General features: G+C 43.5%; 10 protein-coding genes. 5 read left to right on the plus strand and 5 right to left on the minus strand.

Translation table 11 applies throughout. The features are described from left to right. The first annotated feature begins 41 nt into the window (after positions 1-41). The 4 genes from ACRRSX_RS12590 to purB all read left to right on the plus strand — a co-directional run bounded on the left by ACRRSX_RS12590 (position 42) and on the right by purB (position 3871). Positions 42-674, plus strand: coding sequence for a pseudouridine synthase (locus ACRRSX_RS12590; protein ID WP_432452851.1), 633 nt, complete (start codon positions 42-44; stop codon positions 672-674). Positions 675-749: 75 nt separating this feature from the next. Beyond that, positions 750-1853, plus strand: coding sequence for a tRNA 2-thiouridine(34) synthase MnmA (mnmA, locus tag ACRRSX_RS12595; RefSeq protein ID WP_432452850.1), 1104 nt, complete (start codon positions 750-752; stop codon positions 1851-1853). Positions 1854-1858: 5 nt separating this feature from the next. Then, positions 1859-2485, plus strand: coding sequence for a high frequency lysogenization protein HflD (gene hflD, locus ACRRSX_RS12600; RefSeq protein WP_432452848.1), 627 nt, complete (start codon positions 1859-1861; stop codon positions 2483-2485). 18 nt (positions 2486-2503) lie between these two features. Then, positions 2504-3871, plus strand: coding sequence for an adenylosuccinate lyase (purB, locus tag ACRRSX_RS12605; protein WP_432452846.1), 1368 nt, complete (start codon positions 2504-2506; stop codon positions 3869-3871). Positions 3872-3982: 111 nt separating this feature from the next. On the opposite strand, the gene ACRRSX_RS12610 is transcribed toward purB, so the two are convergent. Continuing rightward, entirely contained in the window at positions 3983-5572 is a 1590-nt protein-coding gene (locus tag ACRRSX_RS12610; RefSeq protein WP_432452844.1) for an ABC-F family ATPase, read from the minus strand. 257 nt (positions 5573-5829) lie between these two features. On the opposite strand from ACRRSX_RS12610, the gene ACRRSX_RS12615 reads away from it, so the two are divergent. Further along, a complete protein-coding gene (locus ACRRSX_RS12615) occupies positions 5830-6210 on the plus strand; it encodes a DUF2750 domain-containing protein (protein ID WP_432452843.1) in 381 nt (126 codons plus the stop codon). 26 nt (positions 6211-6236) lie between these two features. On the opposite strand, the gene hemH is transcribed toward ACRRSX_RS12615, so the two are convergent. From hemH to htpG, 4 genes are all read right to left on the minus strand, one after another. Continuing rightward, positions 6237-7226: a ferrochelatase gene (hemH, locus tag ACRRSX_RS12620; protein ID WP_432452842.1), complete on the minus strand. Its 990-nt coding sequence runs from the start codon at positions 7224-7226 to the stop codon at positions 6237-6239. Positions 7227-7320: 94 nt separating this feature from the next. Further along, positions 7321-7965, minus strand: a complete 645-nt coding sequence (gene adk, locus ACRRSX_RS12625; RefSeq protein ID WP_432452841.1) for an adenylate kinase — start codon at positions 7963-7965, stop codon at positions 7321-7323. A gap of 91 nt (positions 7966-8056) precedes the next feature. Then, positions 8057-10174, minus strand: coding sequence for a GGDEF domain-containing protein (locus tag ACRRSX_RS12630; RefSeq protein WP_432452840.1), 2118 nt, complete (start codon positions 10172-10174; stop codon positions 8057-8059). Between the two features lie 509 nt (positions 10175-10683). Further along, complete coding sequence (htpG, locus tag ACRRSX_RS12635) at positions 10684-12594, minus strand: molecular chaperone HtpG (RefSeq protein WP_432452839.1); 1911 nt, start codon at positions 12592-12594, stop codon at positions 10684-10686. Positions 12595-12726: the final 132 nt, after the last annotated feature.

Consider the following 12726-nt stretch of genomic DNA (forward strand, 5'->3'; position numbering starts at 1 on the left):
GTTTTGCTAGTGGTCGTTCCAATAGCTGTTACAATTGCCCTATGAAAAATACCAATCCCGCGTCTAAGCCACGCCGTTTCAAACGAAAGGTTGACTCAAAATCAACAAAAACCTTAAACGGGCCGCGCCGTTTAGTGCTATTTAACAAACCCTTTGATGTATTAAGCCAATTTACCGATGGGCAAGGCCGACCCACTTTAAAAGACTATATTGACATCCCCGATATTTACGCTGCGGGTCGCTTAGATAGAGACAGTGAAGGCTTATTGCTACTCACCAACGATGGCAAACTGCAGCACCAGTTGGCAGATCCCAAAAATAAAACCAATAAAACCTATTGGGTACAGGTAGAAGGCTCCCCCTCTGAGAAGGACTTAGATAGACTAAGGAAAGGTATCCATCTAAAAGATGGGGCCTGTCGACCGGCCAAGGTCAAGCTCATTAACGAGCCAGATTTATGGCCACGTAATCCACCGGTAAGAAAACGCTTAACGATTCCGACGACATGGTTAAGCATGACGATTCAAGAAGGCCGTAATCGGCAGGTTCGGAGAATGACCGCAGCAATCGGTTTTCCAACTTTACGCTTGATTCGCTATCAAATTGGTCGCTATACCTTGGCAGGAATAAATAACGGCGAATACCAGCAGCTAATTGATGAGCAAATAGCTTAGCTAGACTGGCGAAATGCTGTTTTCATCACAGAATTTCTGGTAGAATTTGCCGCAAATTTTTCCCAAAGATTTAACATGAATTCAAACAACACTAAAAAAGTGATTGTCGGTATGTCCGGCGGTGTCGACTCTTCCGTTTCAGCCTACTTGCTGCTTGAACAAGGCTACCAAGTTGAAGGCTTGTTTATGAAAAATTGGGAAGAAGACGACAACAGTGAGTATTGCGCGGCGGCAGAAGATTTAGCCGACGCTCAAGCAGTCTGCGACACATTAGGCATTAAACTTCACACGATTAATTTTGCCGCGGAATATTGGGACAATGTATTTGAACATTTTCTCGAAGAGTACAAGGCTGGTCGAACCCCCAATCCTGATATCATGTGTAACAAGGAAATTAAGTTTAAAGCCTTTCTGGAATTTGCCGCCGAAGAATTGGCCGCCGATTACATCGCCACCGGCCATTATGTACAGCGACGCTTTCAAGATGGACATTGGCAAATGTTAAGAGGCTTAGACAGCAATAAAGATCAAAGCTATTTTTTGTATACCCTAGAAGAAAAGCACATTGCCCAAACACTATTTCCGGTTGGAGAGATAGAAAAACCTGAAGTACGACGCATTGCCGAACAACAAGGTTTAATCACAGCCAGCAAAAAAGATTCAACCGGGATCTGCTTTATCGGTGAACGTAAATTTACTGATTTTCTATCGCAATACTTGCCCGCTCAACCGGGAGACATTGAAACCTGTGAAGGTAAAGTCATTGGCACCCATCAGGGCTTGATGTATCACACCTTAGGCCAACGAAAAGGCTTAGGCATTGGTGGCACTAAAGATGGTGATGAGAATCCTTGGTACACCGTTGATAAAGACATTGAACGTAATGTCTTGATCGTTGGACAAGGTCATGACCACCCACGCCTTAAATCCAAAGCCTTAATTGCCGGGCAAATACACTGGGTCGATCGTCTGCCTCTCACCGAAGAGCTTCGCTGCAGCGTTAAAATTCGCTATCGACAAATAGATGTGCCCTGCACCCTCAAACCGATCAGTGACGATGAAATAGAAGTATTGTTTGATGAACCGCAAATTGCAGTGACGCCCGGACAATCGGCGGTCTTCTATCTCGATGAGGTCTGTTTAGGCGGAGCGATTATTGAACATAAAATTGGCCTATAACAACCATGAGTAGTCAACTATCTAACCGAGTGATTGCCTTTGCTGGAATTTGCCAAGCCGCCAAGTTAGTTCAAGATGTGGCGCGCACCAGTAGCTGCGAAGAAGCCGACTTAAGTACCAGTTTAAAAAGCATTTTGGTGACCGATCCTCAACAAACAATTGAAGTATTCGGCGACCTAAGCCAAATTAAGCTGGGCTTAAGCGTGATGAATGCCCAATTGAATAGCTCACAACAACAACGTAACTCTGAGATCACTCGCTATCTCGTGAGTATGCTCGCTCTAGAACGACGCCTGCAAAAGCGTCCTGACCTAATGCATATGATGGGAGAGCGGATCAGTCAACTTGATCGCCAACTACAACATTTTAGCTTGCTTGAGCAACAGGTCTTGGGCGGCATTGCTGATATTTATAGCGATATTATTAGCCCCTTAGGTCCGCGGATCCAGGTCGCAGGGAACGTTAGCTACCTGCAACAGCCAGTTGTACAACACAAAGTTCGCGCTTTATTACTGGCAGGCATTCGCGCTTGTGTATTATGGCGTCAACTGGGCGGTCAACGTCGCCAACTTATATTTTCACGAAAAAAATATTTACAGCAAACCACACAACTTTTAAACACCATTGATTAGTTAATTTAGGAGATCACCATGGAACTGTCTACCTTGACAGCCATTTCCCCGATAGATGGACGCTACGGGGACAAAACTCTTGAACTGCGCAGTATTTTCAGCGAATTTGGCTTAGTAAAATACCGAGTACGAGTAGAAATTCGCTGGCTACAAAAGCTAGCGGCGCAGCAGAATATTGCTGAAGTACCTGCTTTTTCTCAACAAGCTATCGCGTTTTTAGAGCAAATAAACGACAATTTTAGTGAAGCTGATGCTGCTCGCGTAAAAGAAATCGAACGCACCACTAATCATGATGTGAAAGCCGTTGAGTACTTTTTAAAAGAAAAAGTGGCAGCGAATACCGAGCTAAATGCGGTTTCTGAATTCATTCACTTTGCTTGTACTTCAGAAGACATTAATAACTTATCTCACGCGCTGATGCTCAGTGAAGCGCGCCGCGAAGTCCTCGTCCCCTATTTACAACAGCTAATTGATGCCATTACTTCCCTAGCCAAGGAACTACGCGATACGCCTTTACTATCACGCACTCACGGCCAACCCGCGTCGCCTTCCACCATGGGTAAAGAAATGGCTAACGTGGTAGCGCGTTTACGTCGCCAGTTAAAGCAGATCGAAGCTGTCGAGATTTTGGGGAAAATCAACGGCGCGGTGGGTAACTACAACGCGCACGTATCGGCCTACCCAGAAGTCGACTGGCATCAATTTTCGGAAGAGTTCGTCACCAGTTTGGGGATCCAGTGGAACCCCTACACCACTCAAATTGAACCTCATGATTACATCGCCGAACTTTATGATGCAATTGCCCGTTTCAACACCATCTTGTTAGATTTCGACCGCGATATCTGGGGTTACATTTGTCTTGGCCATTTCAAGCAAAAAACTATTGCCGGTGAAATTGGCTCGTCTACCATGCCACACAAAGTGAATCCGATAGATTTTGAAAACTCAGAAGGTAACCTAGGCATTGCGAACGCTTTATTTGGTCATTTAGCGGCCAAACTACCAGTTTCACGCTGGCAGCGTGACCTCACCGACTCAACGGTTTTACGTAACCTTGGAGTAGCAATGGCTTACTCGTTAATTGCTTACCAAGCGACCCTTAAAGGCGTGAGTAAGTTGCAAATTAACGAAGCTAACCTACTCAGTGATCTAGACCATAACTGGGAAGTATTAGCCGAACCAGTACAAACGGTAATGCGTCGCTACGGCATTGAAAAACCTTACGAGAAGCTCAAAGAATTGACCCGCGGTAAGCGAGTTGACGCAGAAGCGATGCGCGTGTTCATCGATGGTTTAGAGATGCCAGAAGCCGCTAAAGATGAATTGAAAAAGCTCACCCCTGCCAACTACATTGGCGAAGCAGTAAAATTAGTCGACCAATTATAAGTCGCACAACCAGCGTTGGCGAAAAACAACAATAAGGTTCAGTTTTTCGCCAGCTCTCATACAGATACAAAAAAGCAGCCTAGGCTGCTTTTTTTCACTTAGCTATTGGACTTAAACATTTAAACCTTGGCTGTTTAAGTACTCTTCATAAGTACCGTGGAAGTCAACAATCCCCTCGGGTTTCATTTCAATCACGCGAGTCGCAAGGCTTGAGACAAACTCTCGGTCATGACTTACAAAAATCAACGTCCCCGGATAATTTTCCAAGGCCAAGTTTAATGACTCAATGGATTCCATATCCAAGTGGTTAGTCGGCTCGTCCATCACCAAGATATTTGGTTTTTGTAAAATCATTTTACCAAATAACATTCGGCCTTGTTCCCCACCGGAAATCACCTTCACCGATTTATGAATATCATTTTGCGAAAATAATAAGCGTCCTAAAGTACCACGGATCACTTGCTCATCATCCCCTTCTTTACCCCATTGCCACATCCAATCAAGTAAAGTTTTATCGTTTTCAAAATCAGCAGAATGATCCTGAGCATAATAACCAAGCTGGGCATTTTCAGACCACTTTATATCACCGTCAAAGTCAGTATCACCCACTAAACACTTAAGCAAAGTCGTTTTACCGATACCATTCTGGCCAATAACGGCTATGCGTTCACCAACCTCAACCATCAGGTTTAAATCTTTAAACAAATTTTGCTCGTAAGATTTCTCTAAACCTTCAACCTGTAAAGCCAAGCGATGCAACTTTTTCTCTTCTTCAAAGCGAATATATGGGTTTTGACGGCTAGACGGTTTCACTTCAGCTAACTGAATTTTATCTATTTGCTTAGCACGAGAAGTCGCTTGCTTAGATTTGGACGCATTGGCAGAGAAACGGCTCACAAACGTTTTAAGCTCGGCAATTTGCGCTTTCTTCTTGGCATTATCAGATAACATTTGATCGCGAGCCTGAGTGGCTGCAGTCATGTATTCATCGTACGAGCCAGGGAAAGTCCGTAATTCACCGTAGTCTAAATCGGCCATATGAGTACAGACACTATTCAAAAAGTGGCGGTCGTGCGAGATGATAATCATGGTACAGTTACGCTCGTTGAGCACACCTTCCAACCAACGAATCGTATTAATATCCAAGTTGTTGGTTGGTTCGTCGAGTAGCATGATATCCGGGTCGCCAAATAGAACTTGAGCCAGCAATACCCGCAATTTCCATCCGGGAGCTACCTCACTCATTGGCCCGTAGTGCTGTTCGATTGGGATACCAACACCGAGCAACAATTCTCCAGCGCGAGCCTCGGCGGTATAACCGTCCATTTCAGCAAATTCGGCTTCTAATTCGGCGGCTCGTATACCATCTTCTTCAGTCATATCAGGATTGGCATAAATCGCATCACGCTCCGATTTCACCGACCATAGCTCTTCATAGCCCATAATCACAGTGTCGATCACTGCGCATTCTTCATAGGCAAACTGATCTTGTTTCAGTTTTCCGATCCGCTCATTGGGATCTTTAGAGACATTTCCCGAACTCGGCTCTAAATCTCCCCCCAAGATCTTCATAAAGGTAGATTTACCGCAGCCATTGGCGCCGATAAGACCGTAGCGATTGCCTTCGCCAAATTTAACTGAAACATTTTCAAACAAAGGCTTAGCGCCAAATTGCATGGTGACATTAGAAGAAGTAAGCAATGTAAAAAATTCCGCTTAGTTAGGTTACGCCGAGCCAATTACACTGCGTAACAAGAGTGCTAAAAGTTTGGTCGCGTATTATGCCACAATTTGTTCAAACACTGCACATATAACGACACGGCTCACAAAAACTTCCGTTGTGAGCGGGATAATTGCTGTTGTTTTAAGCGAACAAATGACTAAAACTCGGCTTTATATGACGGCTTAAGCAATTTCCATTATGCTAAGTTATTACTCGAACATTTAGGACAACCACCATGTCTGCAACTATCGACTCATCTCAACTTGCCACGATTCAACAATATGACAGCGAGCGCCGTTATCAATATTTACTGAAACAAGTGAAAAACCATAATCAACTGTGGATCTTAATCGACCAAGATGGTTGTGTGATGCTGAACTCAGATGAGGAAGACTGCGTTCCGGTATGGCCGAACAAAGAATTTGCCGAGGCCTGGGCCACAGGCGAATGGGAGCATTGTACTGCCGAGGCCATTTCTTTAAATAAATGGCGAAGCCGCTGGACCGAAGGCCTCAGCAGCGACGAATTGTATATCGCGATATTTCCCAACGATCTCGAAGAAGGCCTTATCCTATCGCCCGATGAGTTTGACCAGGCCTTACACAATGCCCGCTAATTGTTAGCTGCAGCCCTTGAATCAATTCACGGCCAGCCTTGTGTGTGTTTCTTGATTAATTCACAAAACATCGCTACATGCTCAGGGCTATCATTTAAAGCTGGAATATATTGATACTGCTTGCCACCAGCATCGAGAAACTCATCTCGCAACTCGCAGGATACTTCTTCAATGGTTTCTAAACAGTCAGCGGCAAACGCCGGAGAAATCACATCCACCGAGGTTACTCCCTGCGCTGCCAATTGACGCAGTAACTGGTCTGTATAGGGTTGGATCCAAGGATCTTTACCAAAACGCGATTGGTAACATAAACGCCACTGGTGCTGTTTTAAACCGAGCGCAGCGGCAACCTTAGCCGCAGTGTCTTCACATTGTTTAGGATATGGGTCACCATTACGCGCGTATCGTTCTGGGATCCCGTGAAATGAAAATAACAATACCTCCGCTCTCTCGCTAACCTCCCAATGCTGCAGAATAGAGTTTGCTAACGCTTGAATATAGGCAGGTTCAGCATAATAGTCTTTAACGGTTCGAAGCTCCGGCAGATTATAGCTATTGGCTAAGGCACGATGATAGGCATCATTGACAGACGCGGTAGTGGATACTGAATATTGTGGATACATCGGTAATAACAATACCTTTTGGTGACCAGATGCGACAACATCGTGTACCACTTGTTCAATGTAAGGTTCGCTATAACTCATTGCCAAGTACACCTCATACTCTGCATTCAGTTTAGCCGCTACTTTTTGTTGAATTTGCTCACTAATCACCTGTAAAGGTGAACCATTTTTCAGCCAGATTTGTTGGTATAACTTAGCGACTCGTCGTGAGCGAAGCGGTAAAATAACGCCATAAAGTAAGGGTAACCATAATAATTTGGGTAAGTTAACGACTCGTTTATCGGCTAAAAAGCGCGCCAGAAATTTTCGCACTGCTCGCGCTGTTGGCTGCTCTGGAGTCCCCAAATTCACCAAAATAACCGCACATTTTAATTCTTTATCTATTTGCGCCATTAAGCTCTTCCTCTAGTCATCAGCACTCAGTGTATGGTATTTATGACCATAAAAAAAAGCGGCAAAAGCCGCTTTCTCATCAAGTGTTCGAAATTCAATCAAGTAATTCGACTAATTGCTTGCTAATCGCTTCAACCGACTGGGTGCCGTCCAATTTGAAGTACTTACTGTTACCTTGTTCAGCTTCTTTCCCATAGTAGCTAACCAAAGGTTTAGTTTGCTGATGGTAAATCGCTAAGCGGTCACGAACGATACTTTCTTCGTCATCGGGACGGATCACTAAATCTTCACCGCTGACATCATCTTTACCTTCCACTTTCGGTGGATTATAAACAATATGATACACCCGTCCGCTACCTGGATGAACGCGACGACCACTCATGCGTTTTACGATTTCTTCGTCTGCCACATCAAACTCAAGTACTGCATCAATACTAATCGCAGCTTCTTTCATTGCATCAGCTTGCGGAATGGTGCGAGGAAAACCATCCAAAAGAAAACCTTTTTTGCAGTCGTCTTCCAAAATACGTTCTTTTACTAGGCCGATAATCAGCTCATCAGAGACCAGTTGTCCAGCGTCCATGACTTCTTTGGCTTTAATGCCTAAGGGGGTGCCTGCTTTTACCGCTGCCCGCAGCATGTCACCAGTAGAAATTTGGGGGATGCCGTAACGCTCCATAATAAACTGTGCTTGGGTACCTTTGCCCGCACCAGGTGCGCCTAAAAGAATGATACGCATAATCTGCTATTCCTTGGTCTAGTTTTATCGTGCTTATTTTTAAGAAAAGTGAATTTACACTGCTGAGACAAATACTACAAGTGACTCTCGACTAAAGTTCAGTTTGACGAAGCCTCAAGTAATAGCTTTGTTTATCATGGTACATATTTTGGTCAGCCAATCGATATAATCCGCTAAATTGGACCACTTCAGTTGTTGCATAACCAACCGAAAAGCTCACCAATGGCTCTCCTCCAAAACTATCTAAGTCAATAAATACCCGGTTATTTTGCTGAGAACGCAAGCGTTTCAATAAAACTTCAGCCATCGTCAATTGAACTCCAGACAGCACCACCGCAAATTCATCGCCACCGATACGAAAATAATTATCGGTGATACCATCACAACATTCGCGCAACACCCTAGCCACCGAGATAATCAGCTGATCGCCTTTTTCATGCCCTTTTTCGTCGTTCATTTTTTTTAAGCCATTCACGTCGATCACAAACAAACCCACCTCGGCATCAAGTTGAGTTTCAAGGGTGAATTGCAATTCATCGAAGGCTTTACGATTGCTAATTCCAGTAAGTGAATCAGTTCGTGCAATCGTATCTAATTCCTCATGTAAACTGCGATTTTCTAAGAAACTACTTAATTCCGTAATAACCAGTAAGAGTCGGTTATAAACTTGTTCACTTAAGCTCGAGTGATTCACTAATAACCACCCCTCTTTTTTAGAGCCACAGCTAATTGCGAATAAATTCACCCATTGCTGTTCAAACTCGATGACGGTTCGCTCCACATTTGGCTTTAAGGCTTCAGATGCTTGCAGCTTTATATCTTCAAAACTCGCCACAGAAACAGATAAACTATCCGTCACTTGGCTATGTTTACCAGATGCTGGGAGGTGTAGTACTATTTCGATATCAGGAAAGCAAGCAGCTAAGGCCAGCAAAGCATCATGCACAATTTGTTTGTTACCCGAGCTGGCTTCTAAAGACCGACGAAATTGAACCAATTGTTGAAAAAAGAAGTGACTTTGGGCCAAATCTGCCATCGATAACTCTAGGTCACGAGTGCGCTCCTCCACTTTAAATTCTAATTGACTATTTAAAGTTTGGACTTCTTCCAAATAGCCCGCACGAAGTTGGTCAATTCTTGCGAGTTCCTTATTTTTATGATTCACCGTTCTGAGCTGTTCACCAATGGTTCGTTTCATTTCAACCAACAGATGTGAGACATCAGCAAACTCCCGAATGCTAAATTTACTACAATTAAACCAATAAGCCTCTTTATCCGTTTCAAAGTCTTTAATAAGCGTGTAAAGCTGACCGAAAGACTTCGCTACAAAGTGAGCAAACAACACCACAATAACCAAAATAATCGCAATCACAATGGTGCTATTCGCGACCCCAGGAGCTATAAAATTTTGTACTCGTGAACTCAAACTTTGTAAACTTTCACCGACCCTAATTTTAAGCCAAACTGCGTTTTGATAACCGCCCCCCGTTAGCACTAAAGCGGCAACATGAAATAACTCGTCCTGTTCAACGGCCACCGAATCATCATCCAAGAGTTCTTGACGGAAGAATATAGCTAAATTTTCATGCGGTTCTAAGCGCTTCTTCGCTGTTTCGATGAATCGATACATGGGGACTACGGCAATCAAGTAGCCTTTTATGCCTATATTTTTTCCGGTATGAATAGGAATCATATGGACGATGCTATGTTGCTTACCGCTACGTTTAACCAAAGCATACTCATCAGCCAAATCCAGCGTCGCCTTCCGTTGACTTGGCTGCTTCTCATGAGCAGGTGGATGAGGCAAGTAATCGAACAGATTATCAGCAGCGGACAGCGCAAGACCATTACCAGCATAGGAAACAACAATTTGACCGTCATTTTTCACCAAATACAAGGATTCAATCAAGGGCGCATCAAGCACAAAATGTTCTAAAAATGAACTTAACTCTTTAGCTGGTATGTTGTTATCTAAGCTCTTTAAAATGCGGGGTTGTTCAGACAATAGCCAAAGCTCATTGGTGAGAATTTGGTGACTATGAGATAATTCTGCAGTAATTTGTTTCAGTGAGGTAGCTAAACGACTATCAACAGATTTATAGGCGAAGTTGTACATTTGCTGGTAAAGCGTAAATGCCAGCACAGCTACCGGTATGATGGCAACTAAGATGAGTAAAATAAAAGTTATAGACCGAAGTCTTATGGTCATTCTTCATGTCCGATTTTACGAGCGTACTGCCGACGAAGCAGGCAACTAATTCAGCACCTAATCCGTCTCAACAAGACAACAACATTTAACAGCTCTACAGTATCACTAGATGGTAGCGAAGTGATCCGTATTTTAGTATCTCAATGACTCGCTCTAAAGCAAATGATCATTCACACTAACAGATTATAATGGGTTACCGACCATTCCCGATTAACCCTGGTTTGTGTTTCTTGAACACAGATAAATTTTTCACGGTGTGCCATCAACAAAGTTAAATGAATATCAAATACGTTCAAAACCATAATCACGATCAATGCTTGGCGACCATTGCATAGACCAGCAAGCCGATTGGCAACCTACAAAGAGAGATGATAACAGGCGATACTCATCCTAGCTCTTTGTTATTACAGTGAGTGAACTCACTTTGAACAAGCGAATATTTATATGTTCTTAAAGCCTTAAAAACAAAAACGCTCGCCATTTAGCGAGCGTTTTTATCCTGCTATCAACTAGCTCAACAGTTGGTTCACACGTTTAATGAACTCTGATGGATTATCTAAACTGCCACGTTCGGCTAAAGTTGCTTGATCCAACAACAAGTTCACCCACTCGACAAACTTCTGTTCATCTTGTTCATCGGCAACACGTTTCACTAAGCTGTGCTGAGGGTTTAATTCAAAAATGTATTTTTGCTCGGGTACATCTTGCCCAACAGCTTGCATCAGTTTTTGCATTTGAGTGCTCATATCGTCGTCGTCAACCACAATACAAGAAGGTGTATCGGTTAAACGGTAAGTCAAACGAACATCTTTCACCTTGTCGCCAAGGTTTTCTTTCACTCGAGTCACGAAGCTGGCGTATTCAGTCTCATCTTGCTCTTTCTGCTTCTTGGTTTCTTCATCATCGAGGTCACCAAGATCAAGGTCGCCTTTTGTCACAGAGACCAGCGCTTTACCCTCAGCTTCAGATAAATGACTAATCAACCACTCATCCACACGATCATGCATCAATAAGACTTCAATACCTTTACGTTTAAAGATTTCGAGGTGCGGACTATTCGCTGCTGCAGCGTAACTATCGGCAGTGACGTAATAGATCTTATCTTGCCCTTCCTTCATTCGCTCAATGTATTGAGCAAAGGAAACATCTTGCGTTGCGCTATCAGCGTGGGTAGAAGCAAAGCGTAATAACTTAGCAATTTGTTCTTTATTAGCAAAGTCTTCCGCTGGACCTTCTTTCAATACTTGACCAAATTCCGCCCAGAAACTTTGGTATTTCTCGGCATCGTTTTTCGCCATACGCTCAAGCATGGTGAGTACGCGTTTAGTACATGCGCTACGTAAGTTAGCCGTTGTCTTAGTATCCTGAAGAATTTCACGCGAAACGTTCAATGGTAAATCGTTAGAATCAAGAACCCCCTTCACAAAGCGCAGGTAACTCGGCATAAATTCATCGGCATCATCCATAATGAAGACCCGTTGAACATATAGTTTCAAACCGTGTTGACGCTCGCGATTCCACATATCGAACGGTGCTTTGCTTGGAATATACAGCAAGCTGGTGTAATCCTGCTTTCCTTCAACTTTATTATGAGCCCAGCTAAGTGGGTCGCTAAAGTCATGAGAGATGTGCTTGTAAAACTCGTTGTACTCTTCTGCTGAAATATCGTTTTTAGAACGGGTCCAAAGTGCAGTTGCTTTGTTAATTGCTTCCCACACACCAGGAACCGCCGCGATTTTCTCGCCATCAGGTCCATCACTTTCTGGTTGCTCGTCCTTCCACATTTGTACTGGAATAGAAATATGGTCCGAGTATTTGGTAATAATAGAGCGAACTTTCCAACTATCTAGAAACTCTTGTTCGTCTTCACGTAGATGCAAAATAATGTCGGTACCACGGTTTTGTTTGGTGATATTAGCAACGGTGTAATCACCTTCTCCGCCGCTTTCCCAGCGCACGCCGCTGTCTATATCAGCACCTGCAGCACGGGTTTCAACGGTCACTTTATCTGCCACAATGAAAGCAGAATAAAAACCAACACCAAACTGACCAATTAGTTGAGAATCTTTAGCGCTATCGCCACTCAACTGACCGAAGAACTCTTTAGTGCCTGATTTAGCAATAGTACCAAGATGTTCTATCACTTCATCTCGAGTCATACCGATACCATTATCTGACAAAGTAATTGTCTTGGCATCTTGATCAAAGCTAACACGAACGCATAGCTCGCCGTCATTTTCGTAAAGTGCGTTATTTTCTAGTGCTTTGAAGCGCAGTTTATCTGCGGCATCGGCGGCGTTAGACACTAATTCGCGGAGAAAAATCTCTTTGTTTGAATAGAGGGAGTGGATCATCAATTGAAGTAATTGTTTTACTTCAGTTTGAAAGCCATGAGTTTCTGCATGTGCTGCATCAGTCATCGTTATATTTCCTTGCTTTAAAACATACTACGTCAGTTGATAGACGATATGGGGATGACAAAAATTATTTCAAGCAATCACAGCAAAAAAGTCCGAAGCAAACGGTTTATCCCCGCTATTTGATAACGCCAA

It is taken from the genome of Agarivorans sp. QJM3NY_30, assembly GCF_050870855.2.
Classification (GTDB): Bacteria; Pseudomonadota; Gammaproteobacteria; order Enterobacterales; family Celerinatantimonadaceae; genus Agarivorans.